This window comes from Psychromonas sp. MB-3u-54, assembly GCF_002836415.1.
Lineage (GTDB): Bacteria > Pseudomonadota > Gammaproteobacteria > Enterobacterales > Psychromonadaceae > Psychromonas.
In genome coordinates, this window is sequence record NZ_PJBP01000119.1 from 35900 (window position 1) to 62135 (window position 26236).

Annotated in this window: 24 protein-coding genes and 1 pseudogene; 18 read left to right on the forward strand and 7 right to left on the reverse strand. The window is 39.8% G+C overall.

From position 1 onward, the window contains the following. Positions 1 to 110: 110 nt before the first annotated feature. Positions 111 to 1454, forward strand: a complete 1344-nt coding sequence (locus CXF72_RS07630) for a dicarboxylate/amino acid:cation symporter (RefSeq protein ID WP_101038292.1) — start codon at positions 111 to 113, stop codon at positions 1452 to 1454. Positions 1455 to 1529: 75 nt separating this feature from the next. Here CXF72_RS07630 and CXF72_RS07635 read toward each other — a convergent pair whose 3' ends face one another. Then, positions 1530 to 1922, reverse strand: coding sequence for a MerR family DNA-binding transcriptional regulator (locus CXF72_RS07635; RefSeq protein WP_101038294.1), 393 nt, complete (start codon positions 1920 to 1922; stop codon positions 1530 to 1532). A 105-nt stretch (positions 1923 to 2027) separates the two neighbouring features. Further along, a complete protein-coding gene (locus tag CXF72_RS07640; RefSeq protein WP_101038297.1) occupies positions 2028 to 4412 on the reverse strand; it encodes a heavy metal translocating P-type ATPase in 2385 nt (794 codons plus the stop codon). 964 nt (positions 4413 to 5376) lie between these two features. On the opposite strand from CXF72_RS07640, the gene CXF72_RS07650 reads away from it, so the two are divergent. Both CXF72_RS07650 and dinB read left to right on the forward strand, forming a co-directional pair. Beyond that, the gene (locus CXF72_RS07650; RefSeq protein ID WP_101038301.1) at positions 5377 to 5592 is read left to right on the forward strand and encodes a hypothetical protein; all 216 of its coding nucleotides are present in this window, start codon (positions 5377 to 5379) and stop codon (positions 5590 to 5592) included. 168 nt (positions 5593 to 5760) lie between these two features. Continuing rightward, positions 5761 to 6861, forward strand: coding sequence for a DNA polymerase IV (gene dinB / locus CXF72_RS07655; protein WP_101038303.1), 1101 nt, complete (start codon positions 5761 to 5763; stop codon positions 6859 to 6861). A gap of 224 nt (positions 6862 to 7085) precedes the next feature. Here dinB and CXF72_RS07665 read toward each other — a convergent pair whose 3' ends face one another. The 5 genes and pseudogenes from CXF72_RS07665 to CXF72_RS19790 form a co-directional block, all read right to left on the reverse strand. Continuing rightward, positions 7086 to 7682 carry a MarC family protein gene (locus CXF72_RS07665; protein WP_101038307.1) on the reverse strand — a complete coding sequence of 199 codons (597 nt, stop codon included), beginning with the start codon at positions 7680 to 7682 and terminating at the stop codon, positions 7086 to 7088. An 81-nt stretch (positions 7683 to 7763) separates the two neighbouring features. After that, entirely contained in the window at positions 7764 to 9155 is a 1392-nt protein-coding gene (locus CXF72_RS07670) for a YjiH family protein (protein WP_101038309.1), read from the reverse strand. Between the two features lie 1272 nt (positions 9156 to 10427). After that, positions 10428 to 10571, reverse strand: a pseudogene (locus CXF72_RS07675) (IS110 family transposase); the annotation flags it as partial. Then, the gene (locus CXF72_RS19785) at positions 10558 to 10731 is read right to left on the reverse strand and encodes a hypothetical protein (protein ID WP_232784908.1); all 174 of its coding nucleotides are present in this window, start codon (positions 10729 to 10731) and stop codon (positions 10558 to 10560) included. The pseudogene CXF72_RS07675 and the gene CXF72_RS19785, both read right to left, overlap by 14 nt. Continuing rightward, positions 10728 to 11009, reverse strand: a complete 282-nt coding sequence (locus tag CXF72_RS19790; RefSeq protein ID WP_232784909.1) for a phage integrase N-terminal SAM-like domain-containing protein — start codon at positions 11007 to 11009, stop codon at positions 10728 to 10730. The genes CXF72_RS19785 and CXF72_RS19790 overlap by 4 nt, the downstream gene beginning before the upstream one ends. Positions 11010 to 11189: 180 nt before the next feature. Here CXF72_RS19790 and CXF72_RS07685 point away from each other — a divergent pair, with 180 nt between their 5' ends. The 15 genes from CXF72_RS07685 (at position 11190) to CXF72_RS07755 (ending at position 26189) form a co-directional block, all read left to right on the forward strand. Further along, the gene (locus CXF72_RS07685; protein ID WP_101038312.1) at positions 11190 to 11642 is read left to right on the forward strand and encodes a hypothetical protein; all 453 of its coding nucleotides are present in this window, start codon (positions 11190 to 11192) and stop codon (positions 11640 to 11642) included. 395 nt (positions 11643 to 12037) lie between these two features. Next, positions 12038 to 12358, forward strand: coding sequence for a hypothetical protein (locus CXF72_RS07690; protein ID WP_101038314.1), 321 nt, complete (start codon positions 12038 to 12040; stop codon positions 12356 to 12358). A gap of 472 nt (positions 12359 to 12830) precedes the next feature. Beyond that, positions 12831 to 13019: a hypothetical protein gene (locus CXF72_RS07695; protein WP_101038316.1), complete on the forward strand. Its 189-nt coding sequence runs from the start codon at positions 12831 to 12833 to the stop codon at positions 13017 to 13019. A gap of 160 nt (positions 13020 to 13179) precedes the next feature. Then, entirely contained in the window at positions 13180 to 13947 is a 768-nt protein-coding gene (locus CXF72_RS07700; RefSeq protein WP_101038318.1) for a GIY-YIG nuclease family protein, read from the forward strand. An 877-nt stretch (positions 13948 to 14824) separates the two neighbouring features. Next, complete coding sequence (locus CXF72_RS07705) at positions 14825 to 15586, forward strand: DnaJ domain-containing protein (RefSeq protein WP_101038320.1); 762 nt, start codon at positions 14825 to 14827, stop codon at positions 15584 to 15586. A 388-nt stretch (positions 15587 to 15974) separates the two neighbouring features. Continuing rightward, on the forward strand, positions 15975 to 16547 hold the full coding sequence (locus CXF72_RS07710; protein WP_101038322.1) for a GNAT family acetyltransferase: 573 nt from the start codon (positions 15975 to 15977) through the stop codon (positions 16545 to 16547). 119 nt (positions 16548 to 16666) lie between these two features. Continuing rightward, on the forward strand, positions 16667 to 17284 hold the full coding sequence (locus CXF72_RS07715; protein ID WP_101038324.1) for a fumarylacetoacetate hydrolase family protein: 618 nt from the start codon (positions 16667 to 16669) through the stop codon (positions 17282 to 17284). Positions 17285 to 17530: 246 nt separating this feature from the next. After that, a complete protein-coding gene (gene pheS, locus CXF72_RS07720) occupies positions 17531 to 18511 on the forward strand; it encodes a phenylalanine--tRNA ligase subunit alpha (protein WP_101038325.1) in 981 nt (326 codons plus the stop codon). 11 nt (positions 18512 to 18522) lie between these two features. Beyond that, complete coding sequence (pheT, locus tag CXF72_RS07725) at positions 18523 to 20910, forward strand: phenylalanine--tRNA ligase subunit beta (RefSeq protein ID WP_101038327.1); 2388 nt, start codon at positions 18523 to 18525, stop codon at positions 20908 to 20910. Between the two features lie 3 nt (positions 20911 to 20913). Beyond that, positions 20914 to 21216, forward strand: coding sequence for an integration host factor subunit alpha (locus tag CXF72_RS07730; protein ID WP_101038329.1), 303 nt, complete (start codon positions 20914 to 20916; stop codon positions 21214 to 21216). Between the two features lie 526 nt (positions 21217 to 21742). Next, complete coding sequence (cobB, locus tag CXF72_RS07735) at positions 21743 to 22498, forward strand: Sir2 family NAD+-dependent deacetylase (protein ID WP_101038331.1); 756 nt, start codon at positions 21743 to 21745, stop codon at positions 22496 to 22498. Positions 22499 to 22913: 415 nt separating this feature from the next. After that, positions 22914 to 23696 carry a hypothetical protein gene (locus CXF72_RS07740; RefSeq protein ID WP_101038333.1) on the forward strand — a complete coding sequence of 261 codons (783 nt, stop codon included), beginning with the start codon at positions 22914 to 22916 and terminating at the stop codon, positions 23694 to 23696. 43 nt (positions 23697 to 23739) lie between these two features. Beyond that, the gene (locus tag CXF72_RS07745) at positions 23740 to 24405 is read left to right on the forward strand and encodes a DUF2987 domain-containing protein (RefSeq protein ID WP_101038335.1); all 666 of its coding nucleotides are present in this window, start codon (positions 23740 to 23742) and stop codon (positions 24403 to 24405) included. 4 nt (positions 24406 to 24409) lie between these two features. Next, positions 24410 to 25303 carry a phosphotransferase gene (locus CXF72_RS07750; protein WP_157823214.1) on the forward strand — a complete coding sequence of 298 codons (894 nt, stop codon included), beginning with the start codon at positions 24410 to 24412 and terminating at the stop codon, positions 25301 to 25303. Positions 25304 to 25511: 208 nt separating this feature from the next. Further along, on the forward strand, positions 25512 to 26189 hold the full coding sequence (locus tag CXF72_RS07755) for a phosphoglycolate phosphatase (RefSeq protein WP_101038339.1): 678 nt from the start codon (positions 25512 to 25514) through the stop codon (positions 26187 to 26189). Positions 26190 to 26236: the final 47 nt, after the last annotated feature.

Here is a 26236-nt window from a genome sequence, read left to right on the forward strand (position 1 = left end):
GAGAATTAACAATTAACAATTAACAATTAACAATTAACAATTAATCAATGTCTTTAGTCTATAACAGGGCATATTTGCCGACAATAATAATTAATCGACAAGGAGTTAACATGACAGAAAAAAAACAAAAAATGTCGCTCACTAAACGTGTTCTACTGGGGATGTTTATTGGTATTATGACGGGTTTTTTAATCCGTACATTTGCAGCTGATAATGTGTTTGTTAATGAATATATTGTGAATGGATTCTTTGAAGTGGGCGGGAAAATATTCATCGCCAGCTTGAAAATGTTAGTGGTGCCGCTTATTTTTGTATCATTAGTCTGCGGAACCAGTTCATTAAAAGATATTTCAACTCTGGGGCGTTTGGGCGGGAAAACCGTTGCTTTTTATCTGATGACCACCGCGATTGCTATTACTTTCGCAATTATTATGGGTAATATCTTTGAACCCGGTGTTGGTATTGATCTTTCCAGCGCAACCAGTTACGCATCATCGGAAGCGCCTTCATTATCCTCTGTTATTATTAACATGTTCCCTACCAATCCCGTTAATGCTATGGCCGAGGGCAACACCTTACAAATTATTGTTTTTGCTATTTTGTTTGGTATCGCTGTCAGTGCTTCCGGTAAACCCGGTGCGCGTATCGCAGCTTTTTTTGTTGATCTTAATGACGTGATCATGAAGCTGGTTGTGATGTTAATGAATATTGCACCCTACGGTGTGTTTTTCCTGATGGCGAAATTATTTACGGAAATCGGATTAGATGCGATTAGTAATTTATTAAGTTACTTTTTAGTGCTTTCTGCGACCTTATTGCTGCATGGTTTAATCACCTACGGTATTTGCTTTAAAGTCTTTACCGGTCTTAATCCCATCACCTTTTTAAAGAAAATGGAAACGGCTATCACCTTTGCTTTTTCAACGGCATCATCAAATGCAACTATTCCTGTCACCCTTGAAACCGCCACTAAGCATTTAGGTATTTCTAATAAAGTGGCCTCATTTACGGTGCCGCTGGGCGCTACCATTAATATGGATGGCACTGCTATTATGCAGGGGGTTGCGACTGTCTTTATCGCACAAGCCTTTAATATTGATTTGTCGTTAGCTGATTACGGTGCGGTGATACTCACTGCAACACTTGCATCTGTTGGCACAGCGGGTGTACCCGGTGTTGGACTGATCATGCTGGCGATGGTACTTAATCAAGTGGGTCTGCCGGTTGAGGGGATTGCGATTATTATGGGTGTCGACAGATTGTTAGATATGATCCGTACGGCTGTTAATATTACGGGCGACTGTGTTGTTACCTGTATTGTCGCTAAATCCGAGGGTGAAATGGACATTGATGTGTTTAATGATCCTAAGGCGGGTGATAAAGATGAAGAATTACGTCTTCATAAATTAGGGGTCGAGGCTGAAGCCGAAGCCGAAAGATTAAGAAACGCATAACGCGTTTGAAATAACAGCCCCTTTAGCTTTATTTTCAGCGAAAGGGGCTTTTGTTTAGGTTTTAATCTTTAACCTTTATTCTTTAACAAAGGCATCAATGATCGCACACTGGGCATTTTCATCACCATGGCACTGTTTGGAAATTTCTTTCAGGCTGTTTAATAAAATTTGTTGTTGATCTATCCGGTGCTGTAACTCTTCTATTTTTTGCAATGTAATTGCTTTTACATCTGCGCTGCTGCGGGTTTTATTTTCAGATAATAACAATAATGCTTTGCTCTCCTTTAAGTTAAAACCTGCCTCTTTGGTTCTTTTAATAAAATCTAAACGTTTGATTAACGATTCCGGGTAACAACGGTAATCATTTTCACTGCGTGGCGGGTGAGGGATCAAACCTATTTGTTCATAATGGCGGATTGATTTAACCGATAACCCCGTTACTTTTGCTGCTTGACCGATAGATAACATAAAGTGCCCGTTACTGCTTGTTGAAATGAGGTGAAATTTTTAATTAACCATCTGCCTGTTATCTATCCTATCCTATCCTATTGGATAGATAACAGCATAAATACTTTATTTAAAACGTTTTAACAGTAAAGAGTTGCTTAATACGGTAATACTCGACAAAGCCATTGCACCGCCTGCGATAGCTGGATTTAAATAACCTAAGGCTGCTGCCGGAATAGCGACCGTATTGAAAATAAATGCCCAAAAGAGATTTTGCTGTATTTTACGCCAGGTGGCTTTAGATATATCAATCGCTAACGCCACTAAACGCGGGTCATTGCGCATCAGGGTGATAGAGGCACTTTCTTTGGCCACATCACTGCCGGTGCCCATTGCGATACTTACGTCGGCTTGCGCAAGCGCCGGTGCATCATTCACCCCGTCTCCCACCATTGCAACTTGTTTACTGTTTTGTAAAAGGGTTAACTTTTCAAGTTTCTGCTTAGGTTTTAATTCGCCAAAACTGCTGTTCATCTGCAGTTGTTGACTGATATGCTCAACCACACTTTTTTTATCGCCACTCAGCATTATTGTCTCTAAGCCCCGGCCCTGCAGTTGTTGAATTGCTTCGGCGCTTTCCGGGCGAAGTGTATCTTCGATACTGACATAGCCTAAAAACACCCCATCGGATGCGACATAGACAATACTGCCCGTGGCTGCTTTTTGCTTATCGACTAAGCCTTCCGGCAACTTAACCGAAAAATGATTCATCAAACTAAGATTGCCCGCGACTAACAATTTTCCTGAAACGGTTCCCTGAATACCCTGGCCCCCGATAGCTTGTACCTCACTCGCGTCTAAGTGGCTGATGGCTTTTTTTTCACAGTGATTTTTAATGGCATTGGCAATGGGATGTTTACTGCCCGTTTGCAGGGAATTTAACAAACTCAGCAGAGTGTTATCATCTTGATTTACGCTATAAATAGCACTTATTTTACCTTTTCCCTGCGTTAATGTACCGGTTTTATCAAAGATAATGGTTTGTAATTTATAGGCTTTTTGCAGCGTATTGATATCTTTAATCAATATTCCTTTTTGCGCTGCAACGCCGGTGCCGACAACCACAGCCGTGGGCGTAGCAAGGCCGAGTGCACAGGGGCAGGCGATAACTAAGACGGCGACGGCACTGATTAAGGCTTGTTGAAAATCACCGATCAACAGATACCAGATTAAAAATGTGATTGTCGCAATAAGCAAAACAACGGGCACAAAAATAGCACTGATTTTATCAACCAGTTGCATAATAGGGGCTTTACTCATTTGTGCATTTTCAACCAAGGAAATGATTTTACTGAGGCTGGTGGATTCTCCCACTGCCGTTGTTTTGATTAATAACACTCCCTCACCGTTAATACTGCCTGCAATGACCGGATCATTATTCTGTTTTATGACCGGCTTACTCTCACCGGTTAATAAAGATTCATCCAGGTAACTTTGACCTTCAATGACTAAGCCATCGACGGCGACTTTTTCGCCAATCGCGACTTGTACTAAATCCCCAAGTTGCACTTCATCAATATTAACATCAATAAAAATTTTGCCTTTTTTAACCTTGGCCGTATCCGGACGTAATGCGGCCAATGCGTTAATTGCACTGGTTGTACTTTGTTTGGCGCGATGCTCTAAATATTTACCCAGAGTCACAAGAGTGATGACCATGGCACTTGATTCAAAATAAAGAGGCTGATTTAAGCTGCCTAAAAAAATAACTAAACTGTAAAAATAGGCGGAACTGGTTCCCAGTATAACTAATACATCCATATTGGTACTGTAGTTTTTTAAACTAAGCCATGCCCCCTTATAAAAACGGGCGCCGATAATAAATTGTACCGGGGTGGCTAAGGTAAATTCTAACCAGGCAGGTAACAGGGAGATAGGGTTGTTAAAAAACATGCTTATCATGTTCACCAAAAAGGGCAGGCTCAGCAAAATAGAGAGCGTTAAGGTGAGCAGCGCTTTTTTATCCGCGGATTTTTGTTTTGCTACTTTTAATGCATTTTCAGCTTTAAGGTTTTGTTTCGATGAAATACTCAAAGTGTAGGGGATTAATGATGAAAAAGTATCAATATCCGTTTTGCTTAATGCTGCCCTGATCGTTTGAACCTGCACTTTTTCAGTCGCAAAATTAGCTTGAGCATTTAATACTAAGGTTTGCGCATTAAGCATCTTAGTGGTTGTATTAGCGCAATTTGCGCAGTTCCAACCTTCGGCTGTTAAGAGAATAGTTTCAGTATCTGTTTGATAACCTTTCTGCTCTAACAGTTCCATAATGGCATTGAGCGTATTTTTATGATCAAGCTCCGGGTCAAAACTTATTCGCGCAGCTTCTAATGCAAAATTGACTTGCGATTCGATCCCTTTTATCTCATTTAATGCAGACTGCAGTCGACTTGCACAGCCGGCACAGTTCATGCCATAGACAGGCAGTTTTAACGTGAATGAATTTGTCATGACAGATCCTTAACTTATTGGAGAAAACATAAACAGTTTAACTATTACCCTTAGGGTAAGGTCAATGTTATTCATGAATTTTTATCTCTTTTTTACATATCCGGCCTTTACGTGGTATCTATATAACCCAGTCAGTCCAAGGTCACTTAATCGGCAAGTGACAAATTTGAATGTTGGAATTTACGACAATGACCTGAAAGGCGTAGTGCAGTGTCATGAAGGGGCTAAGCTCTGCGCAGCACAAATATAGAATAGAAGGCTTCGTTTCGAAAATAGATAATAAGCATGCAAAAGCAATAATCAGCAGCATAACGCCCTTGCGAACGGAGAAAAGAGGGGGCTACGAATATCAGCCACTTTGTCAGGCCAGATTTAAAGCGAATTTGATTAATTAACACCTCACACTGTTTGCTTTTTCGGTGCTTTTTAAGTCCGTCATGCCGATTCAATCGTCATCTTTTTGCTGGCGGGTGATAAGGAAGAGGGGCGATAGCAACACTTTTTCCTAAAGTTAAAATCAACATTTTAATATATATAGGTGAAATATTAAGCAAGTTAAAGGTGAAGGTATTTTAACAGGATAAAATCATCGACTCATAACGAACATCTTAAATATGTTTTAAAAACAATGTAATACAACTTTTTAAAAATATTGCTGGTAAGCCGAAGTGCGTAATTTTATGATTATTTTCAATAATCTGAAAATTGTCCATCTTCCAATAGTGTAATGAGTAGTGTAATTTATGCCAATGTTATCGATGGAAGCGGTAAATTTATAAAATTTGACAGGATGTCTCCGGGTAAAAACTATGAATTGCAAAGGGTTGCAATTTTGTTGCCTCAGTCACGGGGAGTTAACCTTCTCTGTCACGATTTCACTTTCTGTTAAAGATGCTGATTCCGGAATCTTTACACTGATGAGTGAAATATAAGGTAACAAATATTATTAAATTAGGGTAAAAAAATGCAAAACAAGACAATCGAAGAGATTCAACTATCTGCTAGTCAGTTAGGTGATCTGAAAATTATCGAAACGCTAACTTCATTCGCCATTAAAAAGACGCTAGAAGAGCATGAATTAAAAGTAAAATCCTGTTTGAATGCGATACTTGAAGAGCGTCACGGTTTGTCTGAGTTTGAACGTATTGAATCGTTGATTGAAAAGAAAATAGTTGCTTAATAATAGTTATTAGCAATTATCATTAAGCTGAGTATTTTTTATAATAAGTAAAAAAATACTTGGCTTGTTCTTACTCTTATAACCTTCCTACCAGTCGTTTCAATAAAAAGCTGTTGCATTTTAAGCAAAAAAGCCCAAAATAAATTGTCTCTAAAACAGGTGGTTATTTTGTCTGATCTTTCCCTCCCTAAGCAACGCAAAATTATCCATGTCGATATGGATTGTTTTTTTGCTGCCGTGGAGATGCGTGATAATCCTCAATACAGAAATATCCCTTTAGCAATTGGCGGTAACAGCGAGCGCCGTGGCGTGCTTTCTACCTGTAATTATATCGCGCGTGAGTTTGGTCTTCATTCTGCCATGCCGAGCTTTAAGGCCAAAGAGTTATGTCCTGATTTAGTCATTATTCCGGGGAGAATGTCCGTTTATGTCGATATTTCTAAACACATTAGATCCATTTTTTTTCGCTATACCTCTCTGGTAGAACCGCTTTCATTAGATGAAGCCTTTTTAGATGTCAGCGATTGTTCTTTATTTAAAGGCTCTGCGACCTATATTGCTCAGGATATTCGCCGTGCTATTTTTGAAGAGCTAAATTTAACCGCCTCCGCTGGTATCGCTCCCTGCAAGTTTTTAGCAAAAATTGCTTCCGATGAAAATAAACCCGACGGGCAGTGTGTTATCACCCCCGATAAGGTGCCTGAATTTGTTAAAACATTAACCCTTAAAAAAATACCCGGCGTGGGCAAGGTCGCCCAGCAAAAATTGGCGCTCAAAGGACTGTTCACTTGTCAGGACGTCCAGCAGTATCGGCCCGAGCAGCTGCTGGGCGAATTCGGCAAGCTTGGTGAGGCATTAATTAATTTTAGCCAAGGCATTGATAATCGGGCGGTTGAGCCTAATCGTGTACGAAAATCCCTGGCGGTTGAGCATACCTTTGAAAAAGATTTACTCAATGAAGCGCAGTGTCTTGAAAAATTGGCACTATTTTATGATGAACTGCACAGACGTCTGCAAAAAGTACTCAAAGAAAAAATGATCAATAAAGTGGGGGTTAAAATTAAGTTTGGCGATTTCACCCAAAAAAGTGCCGAACGAAAATCGCCGGAATTATCCTTGCCTCTGTTAAAAATATTAATGCAGCATCTGTTAACCCAGAATCCTGATAAAACGGTGCGTTTATTAGGAATTTCCGTGGGTCTGGAGGAGCGTGGTGCAGACAATCAAAACAGTCTGCAACTGAGTTTTATTGAAGATGGTTTTACTTAACTGCAAAGCGCTAAGCTGGAAAGCTGGAAAGCTTGAAGCTCGAAGCTCAAAATCTCGAAGCTCAAAGCTCAAAGCTCGAAGCTCAAAGCTCGAAGCTCAAAGCTCAAAGCTCGAAGCTCAAAGCTCGAAGCTCAAAGCTCGAAGCTCGAAGCTCGAAGCTCAAAATCTCGAATCTCGAAATCTCGAAGCTCGAAATCTCGAAGCTCAAAAGCTCGAAGCATAGTTTAAAACCCGATATTCTTAATACCATCGTAGATAAACTGAATAGCAAGCGCTGCAAGGATAATTCCAAAAAAACGCTTTAAAATTTCATCCCCTGTCCTGCCGATAATCTTCTTCAGGTATTTAGACACCAGCATACATACAAGAGTCAGTGCTAAAATACTGATAATAGCCGATGAAACCGCAAGCTTACCGGTAAGCTCCGTAGTGTGCGAAAAAAGCAGAATCGAAAGCGTTAATGTACCCGGCCCTGAAATCATAGGAATGGACATCGGATAGACTGAAATATCATCACTCTTGCTAGCAGACATAATGCCCGTTGCTTTGGTTACCATATTAAAGGCCGTGTAAAAAAGCAGCAAACCACCTGATATGCGCAGTGAATTGATATTGATACCCAGTTGTCCAAAAAGGGCTTCCCCGTAATTACCAAACAGGATCAGAGTGACTCCGCTAATAAGCACCGCTTTTACCGCCATCACGGTACGGTGTTTTTTATCACAATCCCCCGTTAAAGAGTTAAAAATAAGGGCGGCACCGATTGGATCGATAATCACAAACAGAGCGGTTAACGCATGCAGATAAACTGAAGTATCCATACTATTTTTAAATTTCCTTAAGCTGGGTAGTTATCCAAATTACTTGCCGATGCAGGCATCTTCAAGAAATTTGGGAATAAGTTAAAAAATTAGGTGTGCAATACCGGCGATCACCGGCAAAGTCACTAAGGTTCTTAAAATAAAAATAACAAAGAGCTCAGCAACATTTATCGGGATCTTACTGCCCAGTATTAACGCACCAATTTCACTCATATAGATAAGCTGGGTAACTGACATTGCCGCAATAACAAAACGGGTCATATCAGATTCGATGGAAGCCGCAAGAATTGAGGGGATAAACATATCGGCAAAACCAACCACAATGGTTTTTGATGCTTCAGCGGCTTCCGGAATCTGCAGCAACTCCAGAAAGGGAATAAACGGATAACCTAAGTACTCAAAAATCGGCGTGTATTCAACAACAATCAGCGCCATTGTACCAATGGCCATGATCACCGGAATAACCCCAAAGACCATATCAATGACATTCTTAAGCCCGTCAGTACAAGTCTTCTTAATTCCTGGCGAGTTTTCCGCTCTGTTTAATGCATGCTCCAACCCCCATGAGAAAACATTATGTCCGGCAGGTGTTAACTCATCATCGGCGGATTGCGCACTGCCATCGATATATTTGTCTTTCTTCCAGGAAAGGGGCGGTAATTTCGGCACCACAATCGCAGCCACAATACCTGCAGTACACACCGCCAGATAAAAAGGGAGAAACAAATGTTCAAGTCTTACCTGTGAGAGAACCACCAAAGAGAAGGTAATGGAAACCGCCGAGAAGGTTGTCCCGATAACTGCCGCTTCACGCTGTGTGTAAAATCGCAATTCATACTGTTTGCTGGTCAGCAAAATGCCAACACTGCCGTCACCTAACCAGGATGCCATGCAGTCAATCGCACTGCGACCCGGAAGATTAAACACCGGCCGCATTATTTTGGTTAATAAGGTGCCGAACAGCTCAAGTAGCCCAAAGTTCAATAAAAGCGGCAGTAACATGCCGGCAAAAATAAACACACAAAATAGCATCGGCAGCAGATCGTTTAAAACCAGTGCGCCGGTATTGCCGGAATAAATGGCTTCAGGGCCGACACTAAAAAAAGTCATCACAATAAAGATGGCACCCAGCAGGCGGATAATAAACCACACGGGCGAAACATTTAATAAGGCGGTTAAAAAATCACTGTCCTGAATAAAGGGGATCTTTATAAATTTATTAATCAGCGTCATCAAAGCAGTAAAGAGCACAACCCCGGTTACCACGGTTGTTGCCTGCTCACCGAGCAGACTCAGCAGCCCCTTAGCAACAATGGCAATGGGTATCGTAATGTCACCCTGATAATTAACCGGTGTCATAAACAGTAAAAGGCCGATTAATGAAGGCACAATAAAGGTTAATATTGTCGCCAGATTATGCGATTTTTTTGCCGTTACTTCTGGCTGTACTGCTGGAATTACTTTGTCCGTCACGTTATCACCCTGAGAATGTACTTTAAATTAGAGTCGTTACAGGAATGAGAGCATTCATATAACGGAAAACGCGCAACAGTACTCACTTTTTATAGGGATGTAAATATTATCTATTATTTTTGCCCGGTTGGTTCCACTTTTCAATGCCAGTCGGGGGATGCAGGGTCAATAAAAATTTTTAAAATGATGTTGTACAAGGTTAATTCAAGGTATGCAGAATCGGCTTTACTATAAAACCCTGCGTATTTTAAGCCATGCCTGCAGGAAAAACTGAAATGAAAAGTTGATTACAGTTCACTCTTCGATGCGGGCAACTCGAATAATTGCAGCACACAGCATATGAGTTTGTAACCTGGGTGATTGCGCGACATGGTCATGTTAATAGCTTATTGGTTCTTTGTAAGCTTTCGCTTGTGAGCTTTTGGTGTCACTTTCATTGTTGGTATTCCGCCCTGACGGCGACCTTACTTTTTCTAAATGCCGAAAAAAAGTAGGCAAAAAGCGTCACCCCTAGCCATTTTTTTATCTTGCACTGTCCAACCGCTTTTTAACGCACCAGTTCGGACAGCACATCCATGTGCAGAGCCGAACTTACAGAAATCAACAAGGTCACGCAGAGCTTAGCCCGCTCATAACCCTGAACTGGCGTTCAATTCGCTCCATGATTTCTGTTGCTAAAGCGTTAGTTCATTGCAAGAAAAATGGAAGGGGAATCTCGTAGCCGCATTGGTTGGATTATTAGCAAAAAAGTATGGGTGTCCAATTTATCTGTTATAACTCGGCCAAAAGAATACCATATACAGGGACAGCAGATCCTGTCGCGCTCATAAGCCTGAACTGGTGTTCAATTAGCCTAGACGTTTTTTATCTTGATAAATAAATCCCTTTGTTCTTTTTTAACAAAGAGGGCACCGACTCGGGCTGTGCAGAGCCAAGCCTAGTGGAAACAACAAGGGCACGCAGAGCTTAGCCCGCTCATGAACCTGAACTGGTGTTCAATTCGCTCATTTTTCCACTTGCTAAAGGAATTGATTGATCAATAAAAACGGTCGGAAATTTTCGTAGCCGCATTGGTTTGGAGTTCTAATATATTGAATTGATAATGAAATATAACTGGATGTCCAACCTTTAATTGTTACTTATTTCGTCGTGGCACCTGTCTTCAGTCTATGTTCGTGGTTCAACGATAATGGATTTCGTCGCCTTCATAAGGCCGTCGGTGGTTGTACCACACCCGATACTTGATTCTATACGTTAATTCAAAACTTTTACTCATGCGGGTAACCTTGCTATGCGTGATCTTATATCAACAGGATTTAATACGACCTCTCGGGCAATCGCCCAGATATAAGCCGCCATTTCTCTGGTGATTACAGTTACCACAACATTACGATTTTTTCCTTTATGCATTAACCGTTAAATGAAGTACTTCACCTAAACGTAAGCCCATGCTGTATAGGACAAGAAAAAACACCTGATAGCGTAAAACGCGAGTGGCGGTAATTAACAGGCCAATTTGCTTGCTAGTGATGATATCTGGAATGCGTTTTACTTGCGGCGGTTTGACAATATTCAACCATTCCCATTGACGTTCAAGAGTATGCTTATAGAAAACTGCAAACCATTACGGTCTAATTTTATGGTGCTCCATGAGTGGGTTTGAATGAGTTGTGCAAAGTAGCACTTTAAATCTGCTTTGGTTAATGTGTAAGGTGAGCGGTCGAAAAAGGTGGTTATCCTACGCACTGCACGGGAATAGGCATCGATAGTGGCAGGTCTCATGCCCTGTAATGCCAAGTTGGTCAAATGTTGTTGATATAAAAGGTTAAAGTGTTGTTGTTCTGAGGTGTTCATCGCTTATACTCCTATTAAACATCACCGAAAAGTGATGTAAATATAAGTATGCGTGTTGTTTGTGTTTTTTTCTGCCGCACAGCGGCTTCGTTCAACAAAACCATTAATTTGACCGCATTACGCTTCGCTTCAGTCGGAAAATTATGGTGGCGTTAGGTTCAAACATTAAGCTTAATATTTATGAAAAAGATATATAAACTAGTAATGCTTTTATCTGTCCTCTTGCCATTTTCTGCGTATTCGGCGTGTAATACGGTAAACGGAAAATCATATGGCGACTGTAGTCACACTTCACTAGACAGCAGGCAACAAGGGTATGTCAAGGTTACTTCCAATAAGCATGTTACAGGAATGATTAGAGGTGCAACTATATATTCTGGTGGCTTTCTAAAGCTTTCTGGGATTAGCAATGGAGACATATCTGTAAATAGAGGCGGAAAATTGATTGTTAATGGGATTGTGAATGGTGTTATTAGTAATAATGGTGGGACGATAAATGTTGAAGGGCAAGCATCAACTATTAATGCTAATTCTGGCTTTACTACCATAGGTGGAATAATAGGGCGAGTAAATGGTCGCGGTAAAATTAAATATCAAAACGGTGCTGTTGTTGGAGGGAAGCCTGTTAAGTAAATTTCAAGAACCTAACAAAGGCGTTTAAACGGAACAAAAACAGTTGGCTATGCTTTGTTCCTCAACAATTATAACCAACAATTTTTTCCCGCTTAATGTGGGCGTTAATGAATGTCCGCTTTTGGCTTTCCGGTCAAACAACAACGCTGAAAATCAACAAATATATTAATGGGGTCAGGTTAAAATTAAATTGTTGTTTATAATTCACTCAATGGCAGATTAAATTTAACCTGACCCTAATTATTAATTTACCTCTCAATTTAATCAGTCACTTATTAAAATGCTAATAATCCATTGAATATCAAGTAAATATAAATCACCTTGGCTTTTATTTTAAATAAACCGGCTGAATATGAGAAATTCTACAGCCTCGTTATACGTCTATGGGACTAAATATGTTTAAGAAATCTTGCCCATGGTGTAGCTCTAAGATCACACCATGGCAACTTGGAAATAGACCAAAGAAAACGGTTGGTTTTTTGACTGTCTTACCAAATTTAGCTATTTGCCCTTATTGTGCAAAACCTGTGAGAATTGGCGGAAAATCGCTGTATGTTCTATTGGTTTTTATACCTGTAATCACTTTAGGTTTCGTTCCTATTTATACTGATTACGAAATGCCAGATTGGTTTTTTATTGTTGGTGTTGCCACTATAATTATTGCATTTTCACTCGCTATGTTTTTTAGTGTTTTCAATAAAGATTACGACTTATAACAAATAAGGATAGGTGTCGCGCTATAAAAATGGGTGGCATTGTTGTTTTAAAATAGAAATGAGTTATAGATTGGGTTTACTTAAACCTCAAGCATTAAAGCAACTGCAATTATTTAAAAGTATTAGAAATGATTTTGCTCATCGCATAAGCGATGCTCGACTTGATAGTGAGCAAAATAAAGGAAGGATGCAAGAAATCTTAAATAAGACTCCTGATATATACCCATGATACTTCAAGATGCAAAGTCAGCAAGGAAAATTATGCTGAGATGCGAGGCATAAAATTGAAGGTTAGTTATTCTACATAGAGATTTTATAACAACGCAGATTAGCACAATTTACCTTGCCCTACGGGGCGCAAGGTCGAAAACCAGCGCTGCGTTGCACCAATCGAAAAGGGAATAACCATTACCTCATGTTGCGTCTTGCTCTGGTCTCCGACCTTGCGCCTGACAAAGCATTTTGAAGTAACATGGGTATAGAAGAGGCATATATTGAAAGTTTAAATACTGCTTTTAAAGAAAATGGGATCATTAGAGATAGTAAAAATCTCATTTCCTTAATTGGAGTGAGAGGAGCTTTTGATGTTCTATTTGCATCTATGTGCATGGCACTTGAAAAAGTGTCTCTTGATGTTGAACGAATTCAGTTAGTTGAATAATAGTGCTAACAAGGCGTTGCACTCCGACTTGATACAGTTGTCGTGGTTTTTGCTAAAAATAAAAAACCGCAAAAACAGCACCAACTTACTCGCCGGTGAACGCGGCGTTAGCTTTCTTGTTGGTAACATTTAGAGTGGAATTTTTTAGGTTACTTATTTTATGACAAATGTTTATTTATTGATTTATCCAAAGCTTAAAGCATTTAAAGTAGGCAAAGCTGATAATGTTTTTAATCGAGCTGACAACATAAAAAAATGGTGGGGAGAACCTGATTATGTTAATTCATTATCATTAGGAATAAATAATGAATTGGTATTTAAGTTGGAGAAAAGTCTGCATTTGCTTCTGGATCAGTTTTCGATGAATTATAGCGATGGAGATGGGAAAACTGAGTTTTTTAGTCTTGATGCCTATAGCACTGCTATTGAATATGTAAATATTTTTATCAAGTCAAATAAATTACCTTCTGCGTTGGTAAAAGGAATTGATAAACCAAACTTTCTGATAGATGTGAACAAATCTAAAAAACGAGATTATATCTTTAGTAAGCACAATGCAGGAAAAAATAGAATTATTAATTCTTTAAGCTACACAATGAAAAATTTAGAGGTCGTTCTTAGAGTTAACAATTTGCTGATTAAATACAGAAAAAGAATAAACTTTGAACTTATTTGTAATAATCAAGATTATTCTTTAATTGTGTATGATCGTAAATTTCTTGCAAAGATACTATTTGATAATTTACGTATTGAATATGAGTCTTTTTCTGGTGGCTTTGTAGGCCATAATTTGTGTGGTTCTCTAGATAAAGGAGAAGATTTTTATAAATTAAACTTTCACTTAAATGTATCGAGTAAAAATGAATTTATTATACTTCTTGTAAAAGAACTTGAGAGCAGTTTTAAATTGCTTCAAAAGCAAACATAGATAAATAACTAATCACTATGTGTTTGTGCGGCAAAGCTAACAAGCTAATAAACAAGGACAAAATACGGCTGGCTAGCTCGCTGCGCTCGTATTTTAGCCCGCCAAATTTTGCCTGTTATTAGGGAGTTAGCAGTCTAAATTATTATGAATCACTGAGGGTGATTTAATGAAAAATAATGAGCGGGATAAAGAACCTGATTGGATGAATCCTGCCAATGACAGGAAAACACCGTATACAGATGAAGAAATAGACGTTTTGTAGAGGGTTTTATTATTGGCCTCGATGATAAAGAGTGGGCTGAGATAAAACAGAAATATGGCGAAGAAGAAGCCATAAAGAGAATAAGAGCATCGATGGTAGATCGAGACGAAAGAAATTTGAACAATCTAACACCGAAAGGCTCAATAAATTAAGAATGTAGCGTAGTTTTTAGCTCGACTGCTAACAAGGCAAATCAATGAACGCTAAACAGTTGTCACGTTTTTTACCAAAACCAATAAGCAGAAAAAAAAGCGCCAACTTACGCGCCACTGTTTGCGGCGTTAGGCAATAATCAGAGAGGTAGAATGTTAAACGAATTACCAGCGACTATTTATATTGGATTAGGTGCAATAGTAGCTATTCTGGGCTAATTGAACCGGACAGTTAGGTAAGCTGTTAGCAGCGGTTGCGGTGTATGCAGCGGGCGGTAAACCTGCCCTGGAAAGTAATTTATTGAGTAAGGATGCGAGCGTGCGCCGTTTATTGCAGCAGCTAAAATAATCATGATTAGATAGCCGCCAATAATCTAACTGTTCTCACGGAAATAACAACACTATAAATTAAAGAATGATAGGCTTTGCGGCTTAACTGATACCTCAAATAAGTGAAAACTCTATGTTAGTATTTATCGCTTTAATAGCGGTTATCATCATCGGCTATATCACAGTGGGATATAGCCGAACTCTGAAACGGGAACAAAGAAAGAAAGTCGGTGCGAAAGCCGGCGTGCTCGCGTTTATCACGACGCTGATCTTGCTAACGGTCACTGGAAAGCTTTATATTTTGGCAGCACTGGGAACAGGTTTAGTTGTATTTGCTAAGCGCTTGTTACCCTTTCTACGTTACTTTCCGTTTTTTAAAGGTCTTTACCAGAAGGCTAAAGCTAAACAGAGTTCGGGTTCATCCAAGCATTCTACCGTTGAAACCAGCTTACTCAAAATGACCCTCGATCACGAAAGTGGTGAAGTAGATGGTGAATTATTGGACACTGTTAGCAAGGGTAAATATCTGTCTGAATTTGATCTGCCAGATTTAATCTCTCTTTATACCCTAGCTGGTAAGCAATATCCTGATTCTATTGAGATTTTGGCTTCCTATCTTGATCGCAAGTATGGTGCTGACTGGCGCGAAGCTGCCAATGCAGGAAATGGTTCTCAAGAGAGTGGGCAAAACTCTCGCGGAAGCGATAGCAGTGCGATGACTGTAATTGAAGCTTATGCAGTACTCGGCCTTGATAATAACGCCACGAAGGAAGAGATTATTGCCGCCCACCGCAAACTGATGCTGAAGCTCCACCCAGATAAGGGAGGAAGCAATTATCTGGCAGCAAAAATAAACCAGGCGAAAGATTTACTAGTGAGCAGCAAGGACAAGTAAGCGCGCGCCGCTCATACTTTTACATTTCTGCTGTCTAGCCCTTATTTGGACGCGGTGCTTCGGTAATCAAAGGGTCTTTAAGATAAACAACTACACCTGTCTAATTGACTAAGTATTAATCCGCTTCTACGAAAAAGTAACTGGACAGATGTGGATCGTCCATATGTGTCCTTATTTTTTTCTTTCCATCCATGGGACTCACCCGATTCAGTTGCTTCTTGCTGGTGGAACATTGCTGGCGTAATACTCGGCTGGATAGGCGGCTTGGATATAGATTTAGTCCGTATTTTTTGGTCTGTTGCTTATTGATAAGTATTTTAAATCTTGCTTTTCACGTATTATTTTAGGCAGTTATCACTTTAATCTAAATGAATTACGAGGTTTGAAAATGGCATTTAAAATTGCTGAGTTAAGTGATATCCCGGTTATATTGGCACTGCATGCGAAATATCAGCTTGATACTATTTGCGAACAGGACAAAAAAGACGGTTTTGTGACCACCGCGTTTACGCCGCAGCAGTTAACGGATCTGATTAATCAAGAGCAGGGTTTATTTATTGCCAAAGAGGGAGCGCAAGTTGTTGCCTACGTGATGGCCGCTTCCTGGCGATTTTGGTCAAGATGGCCAATGTTTGTGCATATGATCAAAGATTTACCCAATTTAACCTATTTAGGGCAAACTTTAAGTGTTGATAATTCCTATCAATATGGTCCGGTTTGCATTGATAAAAGTTATCGCGGCTCCGGCATGCTGGAGGATATTTTTGATTTTTCCCGTGTCGAAATGGCCAAGCGTTATCCGATTTTAGTGACTTTTATTAATAAAATTAATCCGCGCTCTTTTGCGGCTCACACTAAAAAATTAAAACTTTCTGTGATTCAGGAGTTTGAATTTAACAATAATCACTATTATGAACTTGTCTACGATACGGCAATACCGGTTAAAGCCGATATTTTGTAGCCTATTGCCCGTTAGTTTGCCCCGCTGCACTGATCTCATCTTCTCAATATGCTGTTGCAGCAAGGCTTAAGCGGATGATTATTTATATTTATATTTATTAATCTAAAACAGGTGGTTATATGAAACAAATAAAGATTGATGGAAAATTATTTTGCCCTTCTAAAGTGGTCTGTATTGGGCGTAATTATGTCGATCATATTAAAGAATTAAATAATGAGATGCCAACCCAGGCGGTTATTTTTGTTAAACCTAATTCTGCTATTTCTGAGCGAATAGTCACTAATGACCTGGAGCCCATTCATTATGAAGCTGAAATTTCATTTGTTATCAATGCCGGGCAGATAAGCGCGGTGGGTTTTGGTTTAGATCTGACTAAACGTGCTTTACAATCGACATTAAAAGCACAGGGGCTACCCTGGGAACGTGCAAAAGCCTTTGATAAGTCGGCGGTATTCAGTGAATTTGTCAGTTTTAGTGGTGCCGTACAAAGCTTGTCGCTGCAGTTATTGATCAATGACAAATTAACCCAATACGCACATTATGATTTAATGATCCATAAACCCGCTGGAATAATCAATGAAGTCAGCGCGTTTATGAGTTTTGAAACGGGTGATGTGCTGATGACGGGCACGCCTAAAGGCGTTGGCCAATTGTTTGAAAATGATCATTTTACCGGGCGACTTTTTCAGGGTGAGACGCTGTTGATTGAACAACATTGGACAGTCTGCGCTAAGTAAAAAATTTCAAAATAGGAGAGTCCGCTGTTAAGGTGCTTTGGCCATCAGCGGCTTGTTTTTACCCGTAATCAGTTTCTGCGCGAAGCATGGAGAGTTGATTTATTTAGGTTAATTCCCGTTTTACGGCCTTTCATTTGGTTTATGTACTAGCCAACTCCCTCTGATTTGCGTAAAATCGAGAGCTATTTTTCTTAAAATTCAATCAATACGATCGTTATTGCTTGCTTCACATATGAGATTAAACAAATGCAACACCTTGATGAAATCGTTGCGAACGCGCAACAACAGATAGAGAAAGCCGTCGACGGCAACGAATTAGAACAAATTCGTCTACAGTACTTGGGTAAAAAAGGCTTAATGACTGAGCAGATGAAAGGCTTAGGTAAACTGCCTCCTGCAGAAAAACCTGCTGCCGGTCAAATGATTAATAAAGCAAAACAAGCTATTCAAGCTGTTTTAGTTGAACGTAAGCAGGCGATGGAAGCTAAAATTTTAAATGCCCGGCTTGCCGAAGAAACCATTGATGTTACCTTGCCCGGACGTGGTGCTTTGCTCGGCGGAGTACACCCGGTGACGCGCACTGTTGACCGTATTACTGAGTTTTTTGCTGAATTGGGTTTTGAAGTTAAAACCGGACCCGAAGTTGAAGATGCTTACCATAACTTTGATGCGTTAAACATTCCGGCACATCATCCTGCGCGTGCTGAACATGATACCTTCTATTTTAATCCTGAGTTGGTATTACGTACGCAAACCTCAGGTGTGCAGATTCGTACCATGGAAAAAGAAAACCCGCCGATCCGTATTATTTCTCCGGGGCGTGTTTATCGTAATGATTACGATCAGACACATACGCCTATGTTCCATCAGGTCGAAGGTTTGATGATTGCAGAGGACGTAAGCTTTACTCAGCTTAAAGGCATCCTGCATGCATTCCTGCATAACTTTTTTGAAGAGGATTTAGAAGTACGTTTCCGTCCTTCCTATTTCCCGTTCACTGAACCTTCCGCTGAAGTGGATGTATTAGGTAAAAATGGCTGGTTAGAAGTATTAGGCTGCGGCATGGTTCACCCGACGGTTTTACGTTCAATGGGGGTCGATCCGGAAAAATATTCAGGTTTTGCATTCGGTATGGGTGTTGAGCGATTAACGATGTTACGTTATGGCGTAAATGATTTACGTTCTTTCTTCGAAAACGATCTTCGTTTCCTCAAGCAATTTAAGTAAGGGTTAGAATAATGAAATTTAGTGAAGCTTGGTTACGAGAATGGGTTAACCCAGAAATTACACGTGATGCGTTAATCCATCAGATTACCATGGCAGGGCTTGAAGTTGATGAAGTGCTGCCCGTTGCCGGTAAATTTACAAAAGTGCTGGTGGGTGAAGTGGTTGAATGTGGTCCGCACCCAAATGCCGATAAATTACAAGTTACCAAAATTAATGTCGGTTACGATCAATTAATTGATATTGTTTGTGGTGCTAAAAATTGCCGTTTAGGTTTAAAAGTTGCGGTCGCCGTTGTTGGCGCTGTCTTACCGGGTGATTTTGAAATAAAAGAAGCAGAGCTGCGCGGCCAGCCATCATCGGGCATGTTATGCAGTGAATCTGAGCTTGGAATGTCAGAGAATTCAGACGGTATTTTAGAATTACCATCGGCTGCACCGGTAGGCGCTTGTGTTCATAAATTATTACATTTAGACGATATTATTATTGATGTTGATTTAACGGCTAACCGCGCAGATTGTTTAGGTATTGCAGGTCTTGCTCGAGAAGTCGGCGTCTTAAACAGCGTGTCCGTGAGTGAGCCGACTTGGGAGAATGCTGCCGTTACGCTTAACGATCAAGTGGGCATCAATTTACAAGCACCCGCTGCATGTCCGCGTTATTTAGGGCGGGTTATTCGCGGTATTAATCAACAGGCTAAAACTCCCTTATGGATGGTTGAAAAACTACGCCGTTGTGGTGTGCGCAGTGTTGATGCGGTGGTTGATATTACCCAGTATGTTTTACTTGAATTCGGTCATCCGATGCATGCCTTTGATTTAGATAAATTAGAGGGGGGCATTGAGGTGCGTCTTGCACAAGTTGATGAAAAACTGACCCTGTTAGACGGTAAAAAAGTTAAGCTGAACAGCGATACTTTAGTGATTGCCGACAGCCAAAAAGCACTGGCAATAGCGGGTATTTTTGGCGGGTTAGACTCAGGCGTTTCCGAAGGCACAACAAATATTTTCTTAGAAAGTGCTTTCTTTGCGCCGCTTGCGATTGCCGGACGAGCACGTTCTTATGGTCTGCATACCGATGCTTCTCACCGTTACGAGCGTGGTGTTGATCCTGTATTGCAAACTAAAGCGATGGAGCGGGCAACGCAATTGTTAGTGTCTATTTGTGGTGGTGAAGTTGGGCCGATTACAGAGGCATACAGTGATCAGCATATTCCTACTCAAGCGACGATTACATTACGTCGTAGTAAACTGGATCGTTTGATCGGTATCTCTATTGATTCGGATCGTGTTACCACTATCTTGACACACTTAGGTTGTGACGTTAGCCTGACCAGCGAAGGTTGGAAAATTATTGCACCAAGCTACCGTTTTGATATGGAAATTGAAGAAGATCTTATCGAAGAGGTTGCCCGTGTTTACGGTTACGACAATATCCCCAATGTTGCACCATTAGCGTCATTAATCATGGCCAGTCATAACGAAGCAAGATTAAAACTTTCTAAAGTCCGTGATGTATTAGTAGGTCGTGAATACCAGGAAGCAATCACTTATAGTTTTGTTGATCCGGATAAACAACTGAAATTGCATCCCGAAGCCGATGCGTTAATTTTACCTCATCCAATTTCTAAAGATATGTCCGCGATGCGCGTGAGTCTGTGGACGGGGTTATTAGAGAGTGTTTCTAAAAACCAGAAACGCCAGCAAAGTCGTGTGCGTTTATTTGAGACCGGTCTGCGTTTTACAAAAGATGAAAATGCTGAAAATGGTATTCGTCAGGAAGAGATGCTGTCGGCTGTCATTGTTGGTGACTTAAATGATGAACATTGGGATATTAAAACCCGTCCGGTTGACTTTTTTGACCTGAAAGCGGACCTGCAGGCGTTATTTGATTTATGTGCTGACGCGCACAGTTTTGAGTTTAAAGCAGAGCAACATAGTGCGCTGCATCCCGGTCAGTCAGCCGGAATCTATCGTAATGGTAAAAATATTGGTTATATTGGTACTTTACATCCAAGCCTAACTAAACCCTTCGCACTCAACGGCACCCCGATTGTGTTTGAAATTGAACTGGCTCAGATCAGCAGCCGTAAATTGCCGTCTGCTGGCGATATTTCCAAGTACCCGGCTAATCATCGTGACTTGGCATTTGTGGTAGACGAACAATTAAATGCAGGTAACATACTAAAATTTATAGAGGAAATTGGCGGAACCCAATTAGTTGGCATAAACTTATTTGACGTATACCAAGGGCAAGGCGTTGAAAAGGGTAAGAAAAGTTTAGCAATAGGCTTGATCTTACAGGATACTACACGCACCTTGGAAGAACAGGAGATTGCTGACAATGTTACTAAAATTGTTGAAGCGGTTTCTAACAAGTTTAATGCATCATTGAGAGATTAATTTATGGCACTGACTAAAGCTGAAATAGCGGCAGATTTATCGGTAAAGATCGGTTTAAGCAAACGCGAAGCAAAAGAGTTTGTTGAATCTTTTTTTGAAGAAATTAAAGCAACACTGGAAAACGGAGAAGCGGTAAAAATCTCAGGTTTTGGTGGCTTTGAATTAAAAGATAAAAGTGAGCGTCCAGGTCGGAATCCTAAAACTGGCGAAGATATTCCTATTGCTGCTCGTCGAGTTGTGACTTTTCGAGCAGGGCAGAAACTAAAAGAATTAGTAGAAACAAATATGCCTCATACAGAGGAATAATTTTTCTGAGGATAAAAAATCGCTTTTGTGACTTTTTTATCCTCATTCTATTTTCATTTCTGCGGGTTACAACAGAGGCTAGCGAGAGAGTACACTCTCTTTTAGCCTCCGTTGATCGGATCCTGTTATTCCGCACATGGTAATCAGTTCCCTTCTATATTTTGTATCATGGCAGCCAATGCCCTTGCTTTGCCTTTTTTCCTGCCTCTAAATAGTTAACCTAATGAATAGAATTGGTTCAAAGTTATGAACTATCCTACAATTTCATATTTTTAATTCAGGTATAATTGACACTCATTATTAAGTCCAATTGTGTTGTGAAATTGTTCAATTATACTCATTTACATAATATTGATATCTGTTTTTTTAAGTGCCGCTTCAGTCGCGCCGAGGTATAACGCTATTAGTTAGTAGCAAACTTCTAGTAGCAGCGAACTTCCACATATAAAAACAGATTCTCGGTTTAATAGGTTAAACGGAGGTTGAGTCATTCTAAATAAGCGGATAGCAGCGAGAGAGGTGTTTTTTGTCATTCCATCAATATAAAAAAATAGTCGTGTTAACCGGTGCCGGCGTATCCGCCGAATCCGGTATTCAAACCTTTCGAGATACGGATGGCCTATGGGAAAACCACAAATTAGAGGATGTCGCAACCGTCGAGGGTTATCAAAAAGATCCGGAATTGGTACTTGATTTTTATAATCAACGTCGTCGAGATTTCTGTTCAGGGCATAAAAAACCCAATGCTGCTCATTTTGCCTTAGCAGAATTAGAGGAAAAGTTTGATGGTGAATTTTTACTGGTAACACAAAATATTGATAATTTACATGAGCAGGCGGGCTCTAAAAATATTATTCATATGCACGGAGAACTATTAAAGTCTCGTTGCCCTACAAGCAATCAACTTGTTGAATGTTATAATGATATTTCAACCAGTGATTTTTGCCACTGTTGTCAATATCCATCGACATTACGGCCGCATATTGTTTGGTTTGGTGAAATGCCACTTGGTTTAGATATTATTTATCATCATTTATCACAAGCCGATCTGTTTATTGCTATCGGCACCTCCGGCACGGTTTATCCTGCCGCTGGATTTGTTGAAGAAGCTAAAAGTGTTGGTGCATTTTCCATTGAGTTAAATTTAGAAGCGAGTGAAATTCATAGTCACTTTGACCAGGTTATTTGCGGTAAAGCCACAAGTGTCGTCCCTGATTTGGTTAACGCTATATTAGAGAGCCAACCTACTGAAGATACCGAGGCGAGCGCGAGTAAAGCGTAATACTACTATGTCCTTTCGAGCGATTAACTGCGTTAATCACCCTTCTAGATGTTAAATGCAAGCATTTGACATCTAGAAGGGTGATTCCCTTTTTAAGTGTTCGCCTGCGGGTATCTCCTCAGGGTGAAATGATAAACGAGACGCTGCGTTGTGTGATAATGCGTCAATTTAGAATAACTTAATGGTCTATCTTCTGCGTGTATTTATTGTCTTGCTCATTCCCGCCGACTCCAGTCATTTCTTTATAGCCAATTGATTAATCAATTGGCTATACCGCGTCAATAAACTTGAAAAGCTAATGGAACTCCCTACAATAGGGCGGCATTTATAGTTTATACCACAACAGTGACAGCTCCTTCCTCGCGCCGGGTATATACAATGAAAAACTTTATTTTATTTAGGATAATTAGCTTGTATGAGTGAAAAACATTTTATTTTAGGGGGTGATATTAAAAAGTCACTCAGCGAAGGTCATCGCTTCGATCTTAAATCTCTTTTTAAAGATGCTTTTGTTCTCACCAAAAAGAACTTCCTGCCTCTGGCTGTTGCAAGTTTTGTGACTATTAGCCTGTTGGGCCTTGCGTACATCTATATTTTTGATTCTTTTAGCGACGCTGATCAGAGCACGCCAATGGTGCTTAATTATATTATTACTTTATTGATTGCACCGCCGCTATTAACAGCATTACAAATGATGGGCATTCATCACTCTGTCGGTTTGAAAACCAAAGCGAATGATCTTTTTAAATACTTTAATATTATCCTGAAACTATCAATGGCAGCCATGATGCTCAGTTTAATATCCAATCTTGTCTCGCTGGGACTAACCCAACTATTTGGCAGCATTGGCTTACAGCTGTCTGTTGTTGCTCTGTTATATTTCAATATGGTTTTTTGCCTGGTGAATCCCCTGATTGCAGAAAAAAAATTAACGCCGGTTTTAGCCTTAACATTATCTTTTAAGATAGTTAATAAGAACTTACTGCAATTCTCTTTTATTTATTTGTTATTAATAATCTTATTTTTTGTTGCCATTATTACTTCTGGCTTAGGTTTATTGTTCGTTGTTCCTTTTTATTTTAATATAATGGGTATTATTTACCGTCAAGTTTGTGGTGTGAGTGTGGTGGCAGTCGAAGGTCAACCGCCAGCAGAGAACGACAATGATAATGATCGTAGTTCCGGTTTTGATGCTTAAGTTTGCTCAACATAATAAATAAAAAATACAAAGGAAGATAATAATGCGTTTGGGACTTTTTTTGGTTTTATTGCTAACAATGACGACAACAACCAGTAATGTTTTAGCCTCACCCTTAAAATTAAATTATTCGCTTTTTTTTGGTTATATAAAAACCATCTATAAGCTTGATTATGAATATGTAACAACGGCTTTTTATTTGCAGGATAAAGATTCCGGGCGGGCATGTTTAATCAAAAATGCACAGATAGTCGTAGATCAAAAACGTGAACCGATAACATTTACAGAGCAAGGGCAGTTATTACCCTTTTATTCTGATCAGCATCGTAAAAATGGTGCTATGATTGAGGTCGAATTGTTAGCTGGGCAGGAAAATTATCAATGTGATTTACAAGTTACCCTGATGGCCAAAGAGTTTGATTCCGCGCAATTATCAGATCCTAAACTTGCACTGATAAGCACACAACTTGAAGGCATCTTAAGAAAAAATGCCGGTATGATCGGCAAACATTTTTTACCCGTGTTTTCAGGTATCCGTGTGCAACTCAGTGAGCCTCTCAGTGAACAACATTTATCAGAGTTACCTCGGCAAGTGCTTTTTTCCGAAAATGGGGATCTATTAATATCAAATGCGTTATTGAATTCAGATTTGACAGACAGTAATGTCTTGATGAAAATTGACCGCATTACCCCTTGGATAACCCCATAATATTTTGTCCTTGTTAGTCTGTAAAAAATTAAGCAGCAAAGAGTTAAGCTGCAAAGAATTAATCTGCAAAACATTAACCAGTAAAGAATTAACCTGGATTAGTGCGCAACAGAGTGAGCCGCTCGTCGCTATCGAGCCGCTTTTACAGGCGCTGACCAATGCGGTTTTTTTGTTAACCTTAGCCAATAATAAAAAACTTATTTTCAAACGCCTAAATCTGAGCGCCAGAGATATCGGTGACAGAAAGCGTGAGTTTAAGGTTGATAAGCTTGCCACTGTTGCAGGTTTGACACCTAAAGCGATTGCCTGCTGCAGGCGCTATAAATTACAGGAATATTTTTCAGGAAAAGAGTTAAGCTGTTTACCCATCAATAAAGAGCTTATTAATCTGCTCGCTTTACAGTTGAAAAAAATTCATCAACTGCCTGCACTGCATGCGCAACCACAAAGCTTGAGCCTTACCCTAAAGCAGCTTAAAAAAAGAATAAAGTCGGCTATTGATGAAGCGCATTTTTCTGTTATCTTAAAGCGTGCGATCGTCTTAGATCAAGGCAGTGCTAAAAATGTGTTATGTCATGGTGATTTGTCTTTACATAATCTGTTAATCAATAATCGGCAACAGGTGATGATTTTAGATTGGGAGTATGCCACGCTGGCGTGTCCCGCTTATGATTTAGCGTCCTGCATGTGCATCAATAGCTTGGATAGCCTGCAGCAGGAAAGTTTAATTGCGGAGTATCATCATTTACACCAGACTAATATTTCGATTTCCTTATCAGCACTGCGCAAAGAATGCAGCTTGTATTTGTCTGTCTTTAGCTATCTTAATGCCTTATGGGAAAAGTGTTTTTTAGTCAATGAGATATCACAGGCAGAAGATAAAACCTCTGGTGCTTAAGTATGTCCCGTTTTTAAACCTCGTCATGAATCAATATGAATGGCCGCAAAGCAAATTACAAAAAATAACCACGCACACTTCATCAGACTGCGAAACGTTGTTTCGATTCTGCTAAATTGGTTTTTGTAACGATAATTATTATCTTTTTGTGACTCAGATGGCATAATAAATACCTTCCCTCTCAATAAATTATCTAAAGGCCTTAAAATTGAAATTTACTAACAAAGAAGTTATCTTGTTTGATTTAGACGGTACCCTTATTGACAGCGCACCAGATTTGTCGTTAGCCGTTAACCATATGTTAAGTACACTGCAGCGACCTACTTTTGATCAAGAGGTGATTCGCTCCTGGGTGGGTAATGGCACACCAGTCCTGGTTAAAAGAGGTTTGTCAGGCCAAGCTACCGTGGATGAAAGTATTGATCCGGACTTAATTGAAAAATCATTACAACTGTTCTTCAACTTTTATAAAAACAACTTATGTATTGATACCAAACTTTATCCCAGCGTGCGTGCCTGTTTAAAAATATTAAAAGCCAAAGGTTACCGCTTAGTGATTGTCACCAATAAACCCTTTGAATTTATCGAGCCAATTTTAGAAGGGTTACAACTGATGGGATTGTTTGAAATGTTATTAGGGGGTGATAGTTTGGAAAAATGTAAACCCGATCCATTACCTTTATTACATGTTTGTGAAAAACTTTCCGTCACCGTTGAGCAGTGTTTGATGGTCGGAGATTCAAAAAATGATATTCTGGCTGCCAAGGCGGCGAAGATGGAATCTATCGGTTTAACCTATGGTTATAATTATGGCGAAGATATTGGTCTGTATAACCCTGAGGTCGTTTTTGATGATTTTTCTGATATTGTAGCAACACTCAGTTAAGTGGTTTATTAGCAATAATAAGAATAAATTTTTACGGGTTTAAATAA